The 17177-nt window shown below is 43.0% G+C and carries 18 protein-coding genes, 7 tRNA genes and 1 rRNA gene; 22 read left to right on the top strand and 4 right to left on the bottom strand.

All coding sequences use genetic code 11. From position 1 onward, the window contains the following. The 16 genes from B5F87_RS05505 to B5F87_RS05430 all read left to right on the top strand — a co-directional run. Nucleotides 1-179 (top strand): 23S ribosomal RNA (locus B5F87_RS05505); the annotation flags it as partial. Between the two features lie 67 nt (nt 180-246). After that, nucleotides 247-320 (top strand) — tRNA-Asp (locus B5F87_RS05500). A 35-nt stretch (nt 321-355) separates the two neighbouring features. Beyond that, nucleotides 356-428, top strand: a tRNA-Val gene (locus B5F87_RS05495). Between the two features lie 4 nt (nt 429-432). Then, nucleotides 433-505, top strand: a tRNA-Thr gene (locus tag B5F87_RS05490). Between the two features lie 25 nt (nt 506-530). Continuing rightward, nucleotides 531-612 (top strand) — tRNA-Tyr (locus B5F87_RS05485). Nucleotides 613-645: 33 nt separating this feature from the next. After that, a tRNA-Met gene (locus B5F87_RS05480) sits at nt 646-719 on the top strand. A 6-nt stretch (nt 720-725) separates the two neighbouring features. Further along, nucleotides 726-798: transfer RNA gene (locus B5F87_RS05475), tRNA-Phe, on the top strand. Between the two features lie 3 nt (nt 799-801). Beyond that, nucleotides 802-874, top strand: a tRNA-Lys gene (locus B5F87_RS05470). A gap of 71 nt (nt 875-945) precedes the next feature. Then, entirely contained in the window at nt 946-2370 is a 1425-nt protein-coding gene (locus B5F87_RS05465; protein ID WP_158096968.1) for an aminotransferase class I/II-fold pyridoxal phosphate-dependent enzyme, read from the top strand. A gap of 24 nt (nt 2371-2394) precedes the next feature. Then, nucleotides 2395-3021 carry a dTMP kinase gene (tmk, locus tag B5F87_RS05460; protein ID WP_087277965.1) on the top strand — a complete coding sequence of 209 codons (627 nt, stop codon included), beginning with the start codon at nt 2395-2397 and terminating at the stop codon, nt 3019-3021. 13 nt (nt 3022-3034) lie between these two features. Then, complete coding sequence (locus B5F87_RS05455) at nt 3035-4057, top strand: DNA polymerase III subunit delta' C-terminal domain-containing protein (protein WP_087277962.1); 1023 nt, start codon at nt 3035-3037, stop codon at nt 4055-4057. After that, the gene (locus B5F87_RS05450; RefSeq protein ID WP_087277959.1) at nt 4045-4944 is read left to right on the top strand and encodes a stage 0 sporulation family protein; all 900 of its coding nucleotides are present in this window, start codon (nt 4045-4047) and stop codon (nt 4942-4944) included. The genes B5F87_RS05455 and B5F87_RS05450 overlap by 13 nt, the downstream gene beginning before the upstream one ends. A 26-nt stretch (nt 4945-4970) precedes the next feature. After that, nucleotides 4971-5786 carry a tRNA1(Val) (adenine(37)-N6)-methyltransferase gene (locus B5F87_RS05445; RefSeq protein ID WP_242964268.1) on the top strand — a complete coding sequence of 272 codons (816 nt, stop codon included), beginning with the start codon at nt 4971-4973 and terminating at the stop codon, nt 5784-5786. 78 nt (nt 5787-5864) lie between these two features. Next, on the top strand, nt 5865-6710 hold the full coding sequence (gene rsmI, locus B5F87_RS05440; protein WP_087278013.1) for a 16S rRNA (cytidine(1402)-2'-O)-methyltransferase: 846 nt from the start codon (nt 5865-5867) through the stop codon (nt 6708-6710). Nucleotides 6711-6765: 55 nt separating this feature from the next. Beyond that, the gene (gene alr / locus B5F87_RS05435; RefSeq protein WP_087277956.1) at nt 6766-7890 is read left to right on the top strand and encodes an alanine racemase; all 1125 of its coding nucleotides are present in this window, start codon (nt 6766-6768) and stop codon (nt 7888-7890) included. Between the two features lie 96 nt (nt 7891-7986). Then, nucleotides 7987-8586, top strand: a complete 600-nt coding sequence (locus B5F87_RS05430) for a cytidylate kinase-like family protein (protein WP_087277953.1) — start codon at nt 7987-7989, stop codon at nt 8584-8586. A gap of 101 nt (nt 8587-8687) precedes the next feature. On the opposite strand, the gene B5F87_RS05425 is transcribed toward B5F87_RS05430, so the two are convergent. Continuing rightward, complete coding sequence (locus tag B5F87_RS05425; RefSeq protein WP_087277950.1) at nt 8688-10034, bottom strand: MATE family efflux transporter; 1347 nt, start codon at nt 10032-10034, stop codon at nt 8688-8690. Nucleotides 10035-10162: 128 nt separating this feature from the next. On the opposite strand from B5F87_RS05425, the gene B5F87_RS05420 reads away from it, so the two are divergent. From B5F87_RS05420 to B5F87_RS05405, 4 genes are all read left to right on the top strand, one after another. Further along, nucleotides 10163-10621 (top strand): Lrp/AsnC family transcriptional regulator, encoded by a 459-nt coding sequence (locus B5F87_RS05420; RefSeq protein WP_087277947.1) that lies wholly within the window; start codon nt 10163-10165, stop codon nt 10619-10621. Nucleotides 10622-10703: 82 nt separating this feature from the next. Next, nucleotides 10704-11360 (top strand): nucleoside recognition protein, encoded by a 657-nt coding sequence (locus B5F87_RS05415; protein ID WP_087277944.1) that lies wholly within the window; start codon nt 10704-10706, stop codon nt 11358-11360. Continuing rightward, a complete protein-coding gene (locus B5F87_RS05410) occupies nt 11357-11884 on the top strand; it encodes a nucleoside recognition domain-containing protein (RefSeq protein WP_087277941.1) in 528 nt (175 codons plus the stop codon). Before B5F87_RS05415 ends, B5F87_RS05410 begins: the two co-directional genes overlap by 4 nt. Nucleotides 11885-11999: 115 nt before the next feature. Beyond that, nucleotides 12000-12617 (top strand): hypothetical protein, encoded by a 618-nt coding sequence (locus B5F87_RS05405; protein ID WP_087277938.1) that lies wholly within the window; start codon nt 12000-12002, stop codon nt 12615-12617. A gap of 13 nt (nt 12618-12630) precedes the next feature. On the opposite strand, the gene B5F87_RS05400 is transcribed toward B5F87_RS05405, so the two are convergent. Further along, complete coding sequence (locus B5F87_RS05400; RefSeq protein WP_087277935.1) at nt 12631-12951, bottom strand: helix-turn-helix transcriptional regulator; 321 nt, start codon at nt 12949-12951, stop codon at nt 12631-12633. A gap of 432 nt (nt 12952-13383) precedes the next feature. On the opposite strand from B5F87_RS05400, the gene B5F87_RS05395 reads away from it, so the two are divergent. Next, a complete protein-coding gene (locus tag B5F87_RS05395; protein WP_087277933.1) occupies nt 13384-13953 on the top strand; it encodes an NUDIX domain-containing protein in 570 nt (189 codons plus the stop codon). A gap of 132 nt (nt 13954-14085) precedes the next feature. Here B5F87_RS05395 and B5F87_RS05390 read toward each other — a convergent pair whose 3' ends face one another. Together B5F87_RS05390 and B5F87_RS05385 are read right to left on the bottom strand one after the other, a co-directional pair. After that, complete coding sequence (locus B5F87_RS05390) at nt 14086-14907, bottom strand: hypothetical protein (protein ID WP_087277930.1); 822 nt, start codon at nt 14905-14907, stop codon at nt 14086-14088. 89 nt (nt 14908-14996) lie between these two features. Continuing rightward, nucleotides 14997-15959, bottom strand: coding sequence for a glycosyltransferase family 2 protein (locus B5F87_RS05385; RefSeq protein ID WP_087277928.1), 963 nt, complete (start codon nt 15957-15959; stop codon nt 14997-14999). 246 nt (nt 15960-16205) lie between these two features. Between B5F87_RS05385 and nudC the strand changes: the two genes are divergently transcribed. Next, nucleotides 16206-17114, top strand: coding sequence for an NAD(+) diphosphatase (nudC, locus tag B5F87_RS05380; protein WP_087277925.1), 909 nt, complete (start codon nt 16206-16208; stop codon nt 17112-17114). The last annotated feature ends 63 nt before the right edge of the window (nt 17115-17177 follow it).

Genomic DNA, 17177 nt, shown 5'->3' with positions numbered 1-17177 from the left:
GTAGCCAAGACGGGGAGGGATAAACGCTGAAGGCATCTAAGCGTGAAGCCCCCCTCAAGATGAGATCTCCTAGCAGAAATGTGAGAGACCCCTTAGAGACGATGAGGTAGATAGGGCAGAGGTGGAAGTGCAGCGATGCATGGAGCTGACTGCTACTAATCGGTCGAAAGCTTGACCTGAAAAAAGCTTGATAAATAAGCAAGAATCTGGTAAACTGTGTGTAGTTTTCAGGAGTACATCCTGTAAGGCCCGATGGCTCAGCTGGTTAGAGCGCCGCCCTGTCACGGCGGAGGTCGTGGGTTCGAATCCCATTCGGGTCGCTTATCCTTAATAAAGGATATTTATTTCATATTGTGGGATCTTAGCTCAGCTGGGAGAGCATCTGCCTTACAAGCAGAGGGTCATAGGTTCGAGCCCTATAGGTCCCACTTTGCCGATGTGGCTCAATTGGCAGAGCAGCTGATTTGTAATCAGCAGGTTAACGGTTCGAGTCCGTTCATCGGCTGTCTATTATATTTATAATAGAATATGGGTGGATTCCCGAGTGGCCAAAGGGGACAGACTGTAAATCTGCTGCAAATTGCTTCGGTGGTTCGAATCCACCTCCGCCCATTAGGATATTTTAATATCCATACAATTTTATATCGCGGGGTAGAGCAGTCTGGTAGCTCGTCGGGCTCATAACCCGGAGGTCGTTGGTTCAAATCCTTCCCCCGCAATTTTATGCCCAGATAGCTCAGTTGGTAGAGCAGAGGACTGAAAATCCTCGTGTCACTGGTTCGATTCCGGTTCTGGGCATATGGGATATTAGCTCAGTTGGTAGAGCACTTGACTTTTAATCAAGTTGTCCGGGGTTCGAATCCCCGATGTCTCATGATGAAACCGTTGAAGTAATTCAACGGTTTTTTCTTTTTATAAAAAGAAAATATGGAAGGAATCTGTAAAATGAACACGCCCATTTACACTAAACTGATGCAATTGAAAAATGAAAAAAGAGTTCCTTTTCATATGCCGGGACATAAGCGGAGAGGAAACGGCGTTTTTAAAGAAATAGAAAACCTGGATATTACAGAGATTACGGATTATGATAATCTGCATCACCCGGAAGGTATCATACGGGAGTCTATGGACAGATTAAAGCTGATTTATGGAACCAGAGAATCCTGGTATCTGGTCAATGGCAGCACAGTGGGGATTCTGGCGGCGATTTCTGCCTGCTGTGAGCAGGGAGATGGAATTCTGATTGCCAGGAACTGTCATAAATCTGTGTATAATGCCATTCGTCTGCTTCATCTGGAAGCCCATTATTTTTATCCGGATTTGTCAAAAAGGTATGATCTGATTGAAAATATAGGAGACCGACAGATAAAAGAGATTCAAGATATTCTGGAAAATAATAAAAAAATAAGAGCTATGGTATTACCTTCCCCTACTTATGAGGGAGTTGTGATGGATATTGCGCGTTTAAAAAAAGTAACGGAAAAATACAATGTGATTTTGATTGTAGACGAGGCTCATGGAGCGCATTTTCCATTTCATGAGTATTTTCCCAAAAGCGCCATAGACTGCGGTGGAGATATTGTAATTCAGAGTACGCATAAAACTCTTCCTGCCATGACTCAGACAGCGCTTCTTCATCTGTGCACGGACAAGATCACCCCGGAAGCAATATCGGATATGCTGTCCGTTTACGAATCTTCCAGTCCGTCTTATATTTTGATGGCCTCAGCGGAATATTCTGTAGCTTTTATGAATGAAAATGGGGATGAGGTACAGGGATATGTGGATAACCTTCAGATTTTCAGAAAGAAATGTGAACAACTCAAGTTCATTCATTTGATTCAAAAAGAAGATCTGTGCTGCTTGGATTATGACAGAAGTAAGTTGGTATTTTCTGTAGAGCTGTCAGGATGGAATGGCATCACTTTGTTTGAAAGACTATTCTATAAATATCATATTGAGCTGGAGATGGCGGATCAATGTAATTGTATTGCCATGACTTCTGTCTGTGACAGCGCAGAAATGTACGATAGATTATTTGAGGCATTGAAGGAAATAGATAGAGAAATCGCAGCGCAGGGAATAAAAGAAAAAAATAAAAGGACAGAAATAATTGCGGACGGATTTTTAGTGCCGGAGAAATTGATGGAATCATGGCAATGCATCGGCATGGAAAAAGAATGGATCAGTGTTAAAAATGCTGAAGGAAGAATTGCAGGAGGCTATGTGACTCTGTATCCGCCCGGGAGTCCTCTGCTGGTGCCTGGAGAAAAAATAGTAAAAGAAACAGTGGAAAAACTGAGATATTACATTTATAATGGATATAATGTACTTGGGTTATCAGGGGATAACATGCCTGTGTTAAAATAACAGATCATATATCAGGAGGTACATATGAAGGGAATATTCATTGTGATGGAAGGACCGGATGGTTCTGGTAAATCAACACAGATTGCGTTGTTGAAGCAGTATCTGGATGAGGTGGGATGTGAATGCCTGATTACCAGAGAACCGGGTGGAACCGCAATCGGGGAAGCTGTGAGAAATATTATTCTCAATCCGGATCATGAGGAGATGTCCGATGTAACAGAAATGCTTCTGTACGCGGCGTCCCGTGCACAGCTGATGTCAGAAGTGATCATTCCGGCCCTTGAGGCGGGAAAAATTGTCATCAGTGATCGTTTTGTGGATTCTTCCATTGTATATCAGGGCATTGCCAGAGGACTTGGAACAGATACTGTGGCGGCAGTCAACCGGCCTGGAATCGGACAGTATGAGCCGGACTGTATCTTTTTTATTGATATATCTGAAGAAGAAGGAATCAGAAGAAAGAAGCTTCAGAAAAAGCTGGACAGGATGGAACAGGAAAGTATTGATTTCCACTCTATGGTATCCAGAGGTTACAGAGAAGTGCTGTCCGGAAGAGAAGAAGTAATTCATATTGATGGATCCGCCTCTGTAGAACATATTCAGAATCAGATCCGCGAGGAACTTAAGAAAAGAATAGGAAAGTTAAGCTAAAGGAAGATCATCAGTGCCAGATTTAAAAGATATTCTCGGAAATGAAATTCTCAAAGAGCATTTCCGTACAGCGGTAAAACAAAATAAAGTTTCTCACGCTTATATTATAGAAGGAGAAAAAGGAAGCGGCAAGAAAATGATAGCGGCTGCCTTTGCAAAGATTCTGCAGTGTGAAAACAGGCAGGCGCCGACTGCCTGCGGCACCTGCGCTTCGTGCATACAGGTGGAACATAAGAATCATCCGGATGTTATTTGGGTAAGCCATGAGAAGCCTAGCGTAATCAGTGTAAAGGAAATCCGCGAGCAGGTGGTGAATACTATTGATATCATGCCCTATAAAGGACCGTATAAGATCTATATCGTGGACGAGGCGGAGAAAATGAATCTGGCGGCTCAGAATGCTATTCTGAAGACCATCGAGGAACCGCCTTCTTACGGGATTATTCTGCTGCTAACTGCCAACCGTGGAGCGTTCCTTCCGACGATTCTGTCAAGATGTATCCTTCTGTCCGTGAAACCGGTTCCGGATCAGGAAATTAAAGATTATCTGGTAAATACGCTGCATGTGCCGGAGGCCACGGCAGAGTTCTGCGTGGGATTTTCCATGGGAAATATGGGGAAGGCGGTGGACGCCGCGTTGTCGGAAGAATTTCTGGAACTGCGACAATTTTCCATTTCTGTGTTACAATATATACATGAGGCGGAGCCCTTTGAACTGGCGGGACAGGTGAAGGGCTTAAAAAAATGGAAAGAATCGGCGGGAGACTTTCTGGATATCATGTTAATGTGGTTCAGGGATGTCCTTGTGCTGAAGCTTGCCGACGGTGAGAAAGAGATAATATTCAGAGATGAATATTCTTTTATTCGCAGGCAGAGCGACAGACTTTCTTTTGAAGCACTCAACGATATTTTTCTTGAAATAGAACATGCCAGGGCGAGACTTCGTGCTAACGTTAATTATGACACGGTCCTGGAGGTGTTACTGATGTTTGTCAGGGATAAATGTGGTGATGGAGGTAATTCATGGCAAAAGTGATAGGAGTCCGTTTCCGGGATAACGGAAAGATTTATTATTTTTCCTCCGGTAATCTGGGCGTAAAACTAGGAGACAGCGTGATTGTGGAGACAGCCAGGGGAGTGGAATACGGACGGGTTGTCCTTGGAGACAGGGAAGTGGAGGAAGAAAAAATCATATCTACTTTAAAACCGGTGCTTCGTATTGCCACGGAAGAGGATGAGAAGATTCATCGTAAGAATCAGGAAAAAAGTAAAGAGGCATTCGGTATCTGTCTTGAGAAGATTAAGAAACACGGTCTTGAGATGAAGCTCATAGACTGCGAATATACATTTGATAATAATAAAGTACTGTTTTATTTTACCGCAGAGGGACGAATTGATTTCCGGGAACTGGTAAAGGATCTGGCTGCTGTTTTTAAAACGAGAATTGAGCTGCGTCAGATTGGTGTGCGGGATGAAACAAAAATCATGGGAGGTATAGGTATCTGTGGCAGAAACCTTTGCTGCAATACTTTTTTATCGGAATTTATACCGGTATCCATCAAGATGGCAAAAGAGCAGAATCTTTCTTTAAATCCAACAAAGATATCAGGAGTTTGCGGCAGACTCATGTGCTGTCTGAAAAATGAACAGGATACTTACGAGTATCTCAACAGCAAATTGCCGGATGTGGGCAGTGAGGTAAAAATTGCCGACGGTGGAAAAGGTGTAGTACAGGGTGTTAATGTGCTGCGCCAGAGAGTAAAAGTCCTGATAACTGACGAAAAAGGGGAAAAAGAACTGGCGGAATATAAAGTGGAAGATTTACATTTCAGACCACGCAGAAAGAAGGAAAAAGTCAAAATGGACGATGAGCTGAAACGTCTGGAAGCTCTTGAGAAAAAAGAAAGAAAATCAAAGCTTTAAAAATCATTTGCAGGTGGTAAAATAGAATGGGGCTTGAGAAAGATATGATGAAGCCGGACAAAGTACAAACGGATAAAAATCAGGACAGGGGAGATGATAAGAATATTTTCCTGCGTCCGGATGAAAGAATTGATGACCTGCAGATTCAGGGGTTTCGGATCATTCAGAATCCGGAAAAGTTCTGTTTTGGCATGGACGCAGTACTGCTTTCGGATTATGCCGGTATAAAAAAAGACAGCAGAGTGATGGATCTGTGCAGCGGCACAGGAATTGTTCCGATTCTTCTGGAAGCAAAGTATGAGGCAAAATACATTGAAGGTCTGGAATATCAGGAAGACTGTGTGGATATGGCGAGAAGAAGCGTCAGTATGAACGGTCTGGAAGGAAAGATCCGGATGTCTGCGGGAGATGTGAGAGAAGTAAAGGAACACTATCCTCAGGGATCTTTTGATTATGTGACCTGCAATCCTCCTTATATGACGGGAAATCATGGGCAGGCTAACAAAAACTACGGAAAGGCTATCGCCAGACATGAGATTCTCTGTTCTCTGGAAGATGTGGTAAAGGCAGCCAAATGGCTGCTGAAAGAGACCGGGCATCTCATTATGGTGCATCGTCCCTTCCGCCTGGCGGAGATTTTTTATTGTCTGAAAGAAAATAAACTGGAGCCCAAACGGATGCGTCTTGTTTATCCTTATGTGGATAAAGAGCCCAATATGGTTCTCATCGAAGCGGTAAAGGGCGGAAAACAGCGTATTACAGTGGAATCACCGCTGATCATCTATAAGAAGGACGGTTCTTATATGGATGAGATTTATAAAATATACGGGGGACGCGTATAACCCGGATAAGTGGAGGACGCGGTGCGCATGTGTCATGACGGATGCGCCGGCAGAATAGAGGCAACAGGGAGGAAAACCATGACAGGAACTTTGTTTTTATGCGCCACACCCATCGGCAATCTGGAGGATATTACCCTCCGGGTGCTCCGCACATTAAAAGAGGTGGATCTGATCGCCGCGGAGGATACAAGAAACAGCATACGCCTGCTGAATCATTTTGAGATTAAGACGAAGCTTACGAGCTATCACGAATATAATAAGATAGAGAAGGCCGCCGTTTTGGTGGAGAAGATGAAACAGGGTATCAATGTGGCGCTGATTACTGATGCCGGAACGCCGGGAATATCCGATCCGGGTGAGGAACTGGTACGGCAATGCCTTGATGCAGGTATTACCGTGACTTCCCTTCCGGGAGCCTGTGCCTGTATTACGGCGCTGACTATGTCGGGACAGCCTACCCGGAGATTTGCATTTGAAGCATTTCTTCCCTATGATAAGAAGGAACGGGAAGAGATTCTTAATGAGCTTAAAAATGAGACGAGGACGATTATTCTTTATGAAGCACCGCATCATCTGAAAAAGACTTTGATAGAATGCCGGGAATATCTGGGTAACCGGAAAATGACGGTGTGCAAAGAGCTTACAAAGAAGCATGAAAAAAAATTAAGAGGCACTCTTGATGAAGTTATTGCTTTCTATGAAGAGAATGAACCTCGGGGAGAATATGTTCTTGTTTTTGAGGGAAAGAGCCGGCAGGAAATTAAGCAGGAAGCGCAGGAAAAATGGATGGAATTGTCTCTGGAGGAACATATGGCCAGATACACTGATCAGGGAGTGGACAGAAAAGAAGCCATGAAACTGGTGGCGAAAGATCGGGGAGTCCGGAAGAGAGACGTCTATAACGAGCTTCTGAAGATGAAATAACTGCAGTCATGGAACGGCTTATGAATATACAAAAAAGGAAAGAAGAGTTCAAAAAATGGAATCATATTTAAGAACCTGGTGCGAGGTGGACTTAAAAGCGATACGGCAAAATATGATAAATATCAGAAAGAAAACCGGAGAGGGCGCAAAGATTATGGCGGTCATTAAAGCGGACGGTTATGGTCACGGCGCCGTGGAGATAGGAAAATACATTTACCGGGAAGCAGATTATTTTGGCGTGGCGACCATCGAGGAGGCTGTGGAGCTCCGCGAAGCGGATATCCGGAAGCCGGTTCTCGTTCTTGGTTATACCTCTCCGTCTCTGTACAGCCTGAATCTGCGGTATGATGTGGAACAGACGATTTATTCCATGGAGACGGCTGAAAAGATATCAGATGAGGCTCTGAGAGCCGGAAAGAAGGCAAAAATACATATCGCTCTCGATACGGGAATGACGAGAATAGGCGTCTCGCCGGATGAGAAGGGACTTGCTTTCGTTAAAGCGGTACGGGAACTGCCGGGAATCGAAATTACGGGCCTGTTCACACATTTTTCCTGTGCGGATATGGAGGATAAGACCTACACGGAAGAACAGATGGAACGATTTGATTTTTTTGTACATTTACTGGAAGAAAATAATATTTCCATTCCGGTAAAACATATCTGCAACAGCGCCGGGATCATGGAATTTGACCATCACCGCTACGATATGGTTCGGGCAGGCATTATTATTTACGGTCTGTATCCTTCAGAGGAAGTAAAAAAAGACGCACTGTCACTGACACCGGCTATGTCCTGGAAAACTCATGTGGTAAATGTTATGGAGCCGGAGATGAACAGAGGAATCAGTTATGGCGCCACCTATGTTACCGACCGTCCCTGCCGTATCGCTACCATATCTATCGGTTATGCGGACGGCTATCCGCGAAGCTTATCCAATAAGGGCTGGGTGCTGATTCATGGGAAGAAAGCCCCGATCGTTGGAAGAGTCTGTATGGATCAGACCATGGTGGACATCACGGATATCCCTGATGTGAAGGTGGAAGATGTGGTGACTCTTATCGGACAGGACGGGGAAGAGAGAATCTCTGTGGAAGATATGGCAGATTTATCAGGAAGCTTTAATTATGAGTTTGTCTGTGATGTGGGACAGAGAGTAAAACGAGTGTATCTGAAATAGACTTTTACCGGCTGAAAGGATATGGACAATTGTCTGTTTCCGGACAGCTGATAATAAAGCATCATATATTATTTAACAGGAAAGGAAGGAAGTTCTATGAAATCACTTGCAATAGAAAGAGAGTTTGGAAGCGGCGGCAGAGAGGTTGGAATGAAAGTGGCTGAGGCAGCCGGAATTTCTTATTATGACGGCAATCTGCTGGAGAAAGTGACGGAACGGTACGGAGAGTCCGCCAATATATTAAATACGTATGATGAAAAATGGACGGGAAGCCTCTTGTTTAATATTTCTATGGCTGCAGGCTATAGTCAGGGAAATGACCAGTCCAAGATCTATCAGATGGGATATGAGGTAGGAGAGACCATTCAGAGGCTGCAGAGAGAGTCCCCTTCTGTGTTTATCGGAAGATGTGCTACACATATTTTAAAAGATAATCCTGGAGTGCTGCGGGTGTTTATCTATTCTTCTGATGAGAAGAAAAGAATCAGGAGGATTGTAGAAACAGAAAATGTATCGGAATCCGAGGCAAAGAAAATGATGGACAAAAGAGATAAGGCAAGAAGGAATTATTTCAGATTCTGGACTCAGAAGGACTGGGCGGACAGAGGAAACTATGATATGGAATTGAATACCTCTGTGCTTTCTACTGACGAGTGTGCGAAGATTCTTCTGTATGCTATGGGAAAACAGGATTGAGACAGCAGCATCGGTGTCTGATACGATGATATACGGTATCATATGAAAAATAAACAAAATCCGAAGACGGCTTACGGCGATGTCTTCGGATTTTTTGTAAATTAACCTTTGGCAATCTGAAGAAGCTTCTTTTTAAGAAGCAGATAATAAACGATACCTAATGTATCTGCCAGAAACCATCCGATAGGTACGGACCACCAGATACCCACAACACCGATGGATGGGACGGCGGAGAGAGCATAGGCCAGAATGACACGGATGCCCAGAGATACAAGGGTCAGAACAACGGACATGCCTGGTCTGCCCAGTGCACGGTACAGACCGTAAAGCAGGAACAACATTCCGATCATAAAGTAAAAAGAACCCTCAATACGGAGATAGCGGGCGCCTTCTGCGATGACAGCCGTTTCGCCTGCATCAATGAACAGAGACATGAGCGGACGGGCAAAAATAAAGACGCAGAGCGAAATCACCAGGCTGAAGGTGACGGAAGTGATGAATGCCGTCCGAATTCCCTGTTTGATGCGATCCGTTTGTTTTGCTCCGAAGTTCTGAGCGACAAAAATAGAAAATGCGTTGCCAAAATCCTGCACGGGCAGATAGGCAAAAGCGTCGATTTTTACAGCGGCGGCAAAGGCGGCCATGACGGTAGTTCCGAAGCTGTTGACCAGACCCTGTACGGCAAGTATACCAAGGTTCATGATAGATTGCTGCAGGCAGGTAAGAGCAGAGAAACTGGTGATTTCCCGGACACGGTTAAGACGAAGTTTTACATTTTCATCTCTGCGAAGCAGCTCAGGAAATTTGACGCAGGTATAAATGGTGATTCCGATACCGGATACGTACTGGGAAATCACTGTGGCTTCGGCTGCGCCGGCTACGCCTCTGTGCAAAACGGTAACGAAAATAAGGTCAAGGACAATATTCAGGCAGGCGGATACGGCCAGAAATACCAGTGGAATGACTGAATTACCAAGGGAGCGAAGAAGGGAAGCAAAAAAATTGTACAGGAAAATTCCGATCATTCCTGCAAAAATAACCATGAGGTAGTCCTTCATCATTACTTTTAATTCTGCCGGCGTGCGGAGAAACCAGATAATTCCATCAATGCCTGCAAAAATTGCAATATTTAAAAGAATCGTTACAATACCCAGAAGGAAGAAAGAAGCGAGAATACCTTCTTTCAGGCCGACCTCATCCTTCTCGCCAAAACGGATGGAAAAAACAGTGCCGCTTCCCATGGCAAGTCCCAAAATAATGGAGGTTAAAAATGTCATGAGTGAAAAGGCGGAGCCTACGGCAGCCAGAGCATTGGCGCCGAGAAATCGTCCGACAATGAGAGTATCGGCAATATTGTAGCATTGCTGCAGAAGATCACCCAGGATCATGGGGATGGCAAAACGCAGCATGGTTTTCATAACGGGTCCGTGTGTCAGTTCATTTTGCATTGGATCAATCACTGCTTTCTATTTGAAATATATTACTTAACAATTGTAATTAATTATAGTATTATAGAACGAGATTGTCAATTATATAATTGCGATACGGATATTATGACAAGGAGGTGTGAGTAAATATGTTTTTGGATGGATTGGATGAAACAGATCAGAAGATTGTCCGTCTTCTGATACAGAATGCCCGTATGTCTTATTCGGAGATAGGGCAGAAAGTAGGAATATCCAGGGTTGCCGTAAAAATGCGGGTCCAGGCTCTGGAGGAGAAAGGAATCATTGAAGAATATACGACTATAATCAATCCTCAGAAAATCAGCGGAGCAGTGTCCTGTTATTTTGAAATTGAGACAAAGCCGGAGGCATTGATGAAAGCAGCGGAGATTCTCAATGAATGCAGCACCATTACCCAGATATATCGTGTGACCGGAAAAAGCAGGCTTCATGTTCATGCGGTGGCATCTTCCAATGAGGAAATGGAGCAGTTGATATCCGGTATTATAGATAAACTTCCGGGTGTGACAGAGTGCAGCTGCAGCATGATTCTCTCAAGGATTAAAGACATTAAAGGACTGCGGCTGTGAAAGAAATGAATCAGACGTATAAAAAATACATTTTCCGGTAAAGGCGGCCATATAATGGAATAAAAAGAAAAATGGGTTAAATATGCTGAATATATTATGGGTCATAATGATGGCTGCAGGTATTCTGTTCGCTTCTTTTCAGGGAAATATGGCAGCGGTTACGGAAGCCTTTATTGATTCTTCAACGGAAGCGATCAATCTTTGCATTTTTATGCTGGGAGTCATAGGCGTGTGGAATGGTATGATGGAAATTGCGGTGAAAAGCGGACTGATGAAAAGAATCGCCCATGTGATGTATCCTTTTATACACTGGCTGTTTCCGGATATTCCGCCCGGACATAAGGCAAATGAGTATATAGCAGCTAATATGGCGGCAAATATGCTGGGGCTTGGCTGGGCGGCGACGCCGGCAGGACTGAAAGCCATGCAGGAATTGAAAGTACTGGACAAAAAGACATCAAACAAATCGCCAGGGAGGAAGAAAATGATCGGCGGCGTTCCGGATTCTGATGCCGGCGGCCATGCATCTGATATGATGTGTGCTTTTCTGGTTCTTAATATTTCATCCCTTCAGCTTATCCCTATCAATATGATTGCTTACCGGAGTCAGTACGGCTCGGTGGAACCGGCATCTATCGTGCTGCCGTCCATTGTTTCAACGGCCATATCAACTCTGGCGGGGATTATATTTATCAAAGTGATAGAAGTTCTGAGAAATAGAAGAAGGAGACGTTTATGAGAGCTTTTCTCTATTTTTCGGATTTTATTGTACCCTTTATCATGTTTTACATAGTCATTTACGGATTTTTTAATAAGTCTGACGTCTATGAGAACTTTTTGGATGGAGTGAAAGAAGGATTTAAGATTGTAGTGAATATTGCTCCGACTATGGTGGCGCTTCTGGTCTCCATTGGAATCTTCCGGGCGTCCGGCGCCCTTGATTTTGTGTCCGGACTTCTGGAACCCGTGGGAAAGCTGCTGCATATTCCGGCAGCGGTGCTGCCCGTCTTTCTGGTCCGAATCTTTTCTTCTTCGGCAGCCACAAGCTTTGTACTGGATATCTTCAAGGAATTTGGCCCGGATTCCAGTATCGGGATGATGGTTTCTATTATGATGAGCTGTACGGAAACGGTAATCTACACTATTACGATCTATTATATGAGCGTGAAGATCACCAGAACAAGATGGACTCTGCCCGGAGCCATGGTTGCTACGGTAGCAGGAACCATCGCCAGCGTGGTGATTACGAGGATGATCATGTAAAAAAATGGTGAGAGAAATATATATACATAACAGCAGAAAGGGAGAGAACGTTGCAAAAAAAGGCATGGTGTAGTATAGTGAGAGAAAATACATAATACAGAAAAGAAAGATGCTCATGATTAATACAGAAAGTTCCATAAGAATTGACTATTTTAATATAGAAGGTACTCCAGGGGGCAACCAGGACTGGTGCACGGATTTCTGGATGCATCTGGGAGGATGCGCGGCGCTGGCAGCCTGCGATCTGTCCATCTGTCTGTCGAAGAATCTGAGACTGACGGGCTGCTGTCCTTATGACCCGGAGAATATGACAAAAAAGCAGTATGTGGATTTTTCTATGGTGATGAAGCCGTATATTCATCCGAGGATGGGCGGAGTGGCAGAACTTTCCCTGTTCACGGACGGATATGGAAAATATTTGAATGACAGGGGATACGATGTAACATTTGATCTGTGTCCGGGAGAAAAATCCTTTGAAGAGGCGGAAATATTTTTAAAAAATGCATTGAAAAAGAACCTTCCGGTTCCTTTTCTACTGCTCCGTCATAGGGACAAAAGTTTAAAAGATTTGAACTGGCACTGGTTTATGATTACTGGCTGTGATGTGCGGAATGAACGTAGCATTTTAAAATATCATACCTATGGCGAAGAGCAGGAAGTTGATTTTCAGCAGTTATGGTCTACCGGAATGTACCGCCGGGGCGGTATGGCAGCCATCAAAGCAATCAGATAGTGGAAATATAAAACTAATTATAATCTTCTAATAACTGTACTAACTGAATTAATTTCTCCTTTTTTTCAGGAGAGAAGTCGCGGATGAGATATAAGAGTTCTCTGTCAAGAGATGTCTCCTTGTAATCTTCATCAATGGTACCGGCGAGATAGTCAAGCGACATACCGGTGAGCTGAGCGTAATAGGTCAGCATCCTCAGTGTCATCAGGCTTCGGTTGTTTTCTACGTTACTGATGTACCCAGGGGTTACTCCCAGAGCTTTTGCTACCTGATCCTGTGTCAGATGGTTTGCAATTCGAAGCTCTTTAACTTTTTTTCCTAAATCTTTATTCATGGTATCACCATCTTCCCTTCTTAATGGTAAATGGAAAAAGTTCTTCATGAGACAAAGAGTTTGCCCCTTGGCAAACTCTTTGCTCAATTACAGAAGATAAACCGGTAATTCGTCACCAAAGCCATGGTGAATAAATCCCATATGTTCTAAAGTGATGTGTTCAAGAGTGATTCTGTTTAAGGTCATGCGCATATGTATTACCTCCCTGATATTTTATATTATAATTATTATAACAAAAGATGTTCTTTTTGGATAGTAAATATTGGGGAGATTTTATGATATTTTTCGGTAAATAAAAGAAATTTTTTTGACATTTTTCTGTTTATATCAGATTTTGATAATAAAAGTAATGATAAATTACATTTGTTGTATAAATTATTATATGTATTGTGATATGCTTTATAAAAACAAGAAGAAAAAGGAGGAATACAGATGGAATATCTTGATATAAGGACAAAGGATGGGAAAATAACAGGAGAGGTGAAAGAAAGAGATAAAGTACATGAAGATGGCGATATCCATGGGACTTCTCATGTGTGGATCGCCCGTAAGAATAAAGAAGGACAGAGGGAGCTTCTTTTGCAGAAACGAAGTGCAGATAAAGATGCTTACCCCGGATGTTATGATATTTCTTCGGCAGGGCATCTTCCGGCAGGACAGGAATATCTGCCGTCGGCACTCAGAGAGCTTTATGAAGAACTTGGTATAGAAGCGAAGGAGGAGGAGCTGATCTTTCTTGGAATCCATGAAGGATACTGTGAGGAGGTTTTTTATGGCAGACCTTTCCGTAATCATGAGATCAGTCATGTGTATCTCTATGATCAGCCGGTAGATATAGACAAGCTCCGGCTTCAGGAAAGCGAAGTGGAGTCTGTAAAATGGATGTCTCTGGAGAAATGTTTTGAGGAAATGAGAAGAAAAAATTCAAAATACTGTCTGTTTCCTGAGGAGCTTGATATGATAAAAAGATATTATGATAACGGCAGAAATGAACAAAAATAAATGATACAGCATAAAAACTCCGCACAGATTGATATATATATCCATGCGGAGTTTTATGTATTATGAGATGTAAATATTTATAAAAAGAAATCAAAAAATCTTCAGGAATCATCTGGTGAATACAGTTCCATATCAGGATACAATCTCCCAGAGTTCTTCTCTGGTCAGCGTCATGTTTTCTGCCACGATATGAGCAATCTCCATAAAATGGTCGTTCATCTGACCAATCTCCGGATATTTGCTGAAAAGATACATGAGCTTTTTGATCCATATGATGCCCCGGTAGTTGAAAGGTTCTTTGGATAAAATGTCACTGACCTGATAAGGGAGGATCTGCATCCAGATACTCATGCGGGCCAGAAGATGCATGGTAAAATATATCTGCCGGGTGGAACCATATTCTGCCGTGTTGGTATAATGTTCTCCGTAATACCGGATATTGTTCATGGTCTCCTGTTCCATAATACCAATTTTATCCGGGCTGTATTTGAGCTGGACACCATACCGGTGTTTTAGCCAGGCAGCATAGCCGCGGCGTTCGGCATGATACTCAGACCAATGCTGGAAAAGAACAGTCTCCGGATTACTGAACAGCGCCTCGTATGAAGAGAGATGATTCAGTCTGGCATAATCTTTGTAATCACACATATGAGTCAGCTCATGAAAAACAAGACGGTAAAGTTCACAATCTTCCACACGCTCTATATACGGACGTTTAAAAATCAGATAGAACGGCTCATCCATGGAACGCGGATACTTCATACAGGCAGCCACATGTTTCCAGTTCTGACGGGCAGTCGCCTCATCCAGAGTCTTTATATCTTCATCACTGAATCCATAGTTCTTCTGACATTCATACATATCGTCTGCCAGAATAAACCGCAGATTCACATCTTTTAATTTGAAATAATTGAAATACGAATTGGCAATTCGCTGAATATCCTTCATTATCATACTTCTATCCTCGAGATTCAAGTTTGGCTTCGGAAAATCCTGCTCTTCTGATTATATATGTATTTATTTTAACACAGAAAAAAACGGCTTCAAAGAATATCTTTTGGTTCTTTTGGTGTATTTTTCAGGTCACCGCAGGTACCCTGGACGATATATTTTGGTCTTCCCTGAATCTCGTCATAAATTTTGGAGATATAGTATCCGATAATGCCAAGACTCAGCATGATAATACTTCCGGTAAACAGATTAATTATTATGACGGTAGTGAAGCCTTCCAGGGCAGTCCCGGTCGCTTTCTGATACAGGGCAATACCTCCCAATACCAGAGAGATCAGCAGCATAACGGAACCCAGAAGTGAGACAATCTGCATCGGGGCGGCAGAAAAAGAAGAAATACTGGAAACTGCATATTTTACCAGTGCCCAGGTAGACCATTTTGTCTCTCCAATCTCTCTCTCTCTGACGTCAAATTCTACTGTTGTGGTTTTAAAACCGATCCAGGAAGAAAGCGCGCGGAAAAACGCATTTTTTTCTTTAATATTCAGCAGGGCATTGACTGCCTTTCGATCCAGAAGCTTGAAATCCGAGGCCCGGGACATATCAATATCTGTGAGCCTGCTGATAATCTTATAAAAGCACTTAGCAGCAAAAAAATGAGTACGGCTTTCGTTTTGTCCCCTGGAATGCTTGATTCCTTCGATGATCTCATAGCCGTTCTCCCAGAGCCGGTACATTTCTACAATCTTCTCAGGAGGATGCTGCAGATCGCAGTCGATGACTACGCAGCAGTCTCCGGAAGAATAGAAAAGACCGGCATATATGGCGGATTCCTTTCCAAAGTTTCTGGAAAAATTAATGCCTTTAATACAGGAATTATGTTCTGTTTCGCTCTGAATCTTCACCCAGGTACTGTCTGTGGAACCGTCGTTGACAAATATAAGTTCATAAGATATCCCGTTATTTTCCAAAATCCGGGATATGGTCTGTGAAGTTTTGTGAATCATTCCTTCTTCATTAAAAGAAGGGATGATGACAGATAATAATGTATTCATAACTGATCCCAGTCCTTTGATCTATGATGTAATGTATTCCCTATTATAACATTCTCTGTCAACCGTTGGAATAGAAAATAAAATATTATGAAAATGTAACAAAACCTTCACAAAATATTAATCTACATTGGGTTGTATGAGATTTAGAAAAGGATTATACTATGAAAATGTGATTATGACCAAGGAAAGATTTTTGACAATTTTTCAAAAAGGGGCTGACAGAAGTCCTGAGAAAGAAGGATTTTCATGATACAGGATATATATCATCATAAAATGGAAGTTGTCTATGACGGAGAAGCGGTTTTAGAGGAGAACGATTATATTATCGCTTTTCAGGGCAGAAACGTATATATGAAAAAACAAAAAGATGAGACGTCAGGAGCTTTTCTGACATGTGAAGATATTCTTCCGGTGGAATACAGGAAAGAAGCCATGGAAAAGTTCAGAAGGGATGCGATTTATCTGCTATGCCTTGACGGAAGGCGTCTTTTTCTTCTGCCGGAGAAATATCTGTCCTCCTGCCCTCAGGCTCAGCAGAAAGATATTAATATCTTCCGGGAGAAGAATGAAGAGGAAAGACCCGTCAGTTTCGCTATGATTACGGCATGGCATCTGTATCGCTGGTATGAGGAGACAAAGTTCTGCGGCGCCTGCGGTGTAAGGCTCAGGCATGGACAGAAAGAGCGTACCATGGTATGTCCTATTTGCGGGAATGTCATCTATCCGCGGATTTATCCTGCCATTATTGCAGGCATTTACGATGACGACCGGCTTCTGCTTACTAAAATGTCGCCGGATGCCAGATATTATGCGCTGGTATCGGGTTACTGCGAGGTGGGAGAGACAGTGGAAGATACGGTGAGAAGAGAGGTTATGGAGGAGACGGGACTATCGGTCAAAGATATCAGATATTATAAAAGTCAGCCGTGGGCGTCTTCCCAGTCGATTCTTTCCGGTTTTTTTGCAAGATTAGACGGAGATTCGCATATACATATAGATGAGAGAGAGCTGTGCGAGGCGAGATGGGTGAAAAGGGACAAGCTGGAAGACTGCTATTCTAAAAACGGTGTCAGCCTCACAGCAGAGATGATGGAATATTTTCAGAAACATCCGGAAGAGTTTGAAATAAAAAGGATGGGTACGTCTGAAGAATAGCAGAATACTGCGTTCCGGAATGATATTTATACAGGAAGACAGGCATTTGAAATTACCTTTATA

The organism is Eubacterium sp. An3 (assembly GCF_002159465.1).
Lineage (GTDB): Bacteria > Bacillota > Clostridia > Lachnospirales > Lachnospiraceae > Anaerobutyricum > Anaerobutyricum stercoris.
Note: the sequence above shows the minus strand (reverse complement) of the source record. Positions and strands in the feature narration are given on the sequence as shown.

Excerpts from the sequence above, each read along its gene's own strand:
- B5F87_RS05390 (WP_087277930.1), bottom strand. The coding sequence starts at position 14,907 with ATGATAATGAAGGATATTCAGCGAATTGCCAATTCGTATTTCAATTAT.
- B5F87_RS05465 (WP_158096968.1), top strand. The coding sequence starts at position 946 with ATGAACACGCCCATTTACACTAAACTGATGCAATTGAAAAATGAAAAA.
- B5F87_RS05420 (WP_087277947.1), top strand. The coding sequence starts at position 10,163 with ATGTTTTTGGATGGATTGGATGAAACAGATCAGAAGATTGTCCGTCTT.
- B5F87_RS05445 (WP_242964268.1), top strand. The coding sequence starts at position 4,971 with ATGGGGCTTGAGAAAGATATGATGAAGCCGGACAAAGTACAAACGGAT.
- B5F87_RS05425 (WP_087277950.1), bottom strand. The coding sequence starts at position 10,034 with ATGCAAAATGAACTGACACACGGACCCGTTATGAAAACCATGCTGCGT.
- rsmI (WP_087278013.1), top strand. The coding sequence starts at position 5,865 with ATGACAGGAACTTTGTTTTTATGCGCCACACCCATCGGCAATCTGGAG.
- tmk (WP_087277965.1), top strand. The coding sequence starts at position 2,395 with ATGAAGGGAATATTCATTGTGATGGAAGGACCGGATGGTTCTGGTAAA.
- B5F87_RS05385 (WP_087277928.1), bottom strand. The coding sequence starts at position 15,959 with ATGAATACATTATTATCTGTCATCATCCCTTCTTTTAATGAAGAAGGA.
- alr (WP_087277956.1), top strand. The coding sequence starts at position 6,766 with ATGGAATCATATTTAAGAACCTGGTGCGAGGTGGACTTAAAAGCGATA.
- B5F87_RS05410 (WP_087277941.1), top strand. The coding sequence starts at position 11,357 with ATGAGAGCTTTTCTCTATTTTTCGGATTTTATTGTACCCTTTATCATG.
- B5F87_RS05400 (WP_087277935.1), bottom strand. The coding sequence starts at position 12,951 with ATGAATAAAGATTTAGGAAAAAAAGTTAAAGAGCTTCGAATTGCAAAC.
- nudC (WP_087277925.1), top strand. The coding sequence starts at position 16,206 with ATGATACAGGATATATATCATCATAAAATGGAAGTTGTCTATGACGGA.
- B5F87_RS05405 (WP_087277938.1), top strand. The coding sequence starts at position 12,000 with ATGATTAATACAGAAAGTTCCATAAGAATTGACTATTTTAATATAGAA.
- B5F87_RS05450 (WP_087277959.1), top strand. The coding sequence starts at position 4,045 with ATGGCAAAAGTGATAGGAGTCCGTTTCCGGGATAACGGAAAGATTTAT.
- B5F87_RS05430 (WP_087277953.1), top strand. The coding sequence starts at position 7,987 with ATGAAATCACTTGCAATAGAAAGAGAGTTTGGAAGCGGCGGCAGAGAG.
- B5F87_RS05395 (WP_087277933.1), top strand. The coding sequence starts at position 13,384 with ATGGAATATCTTGATATAAGGACAAAGGATGGGAAAATAACAGGAGAG.
- B5F87_RS05415 (WP_087277944.1), top strand. The coding sequence starts at position 10,704 with ATGCTGAATATATTATGGGTCATAATGATGGCTGCAGGTATTCTGTTC.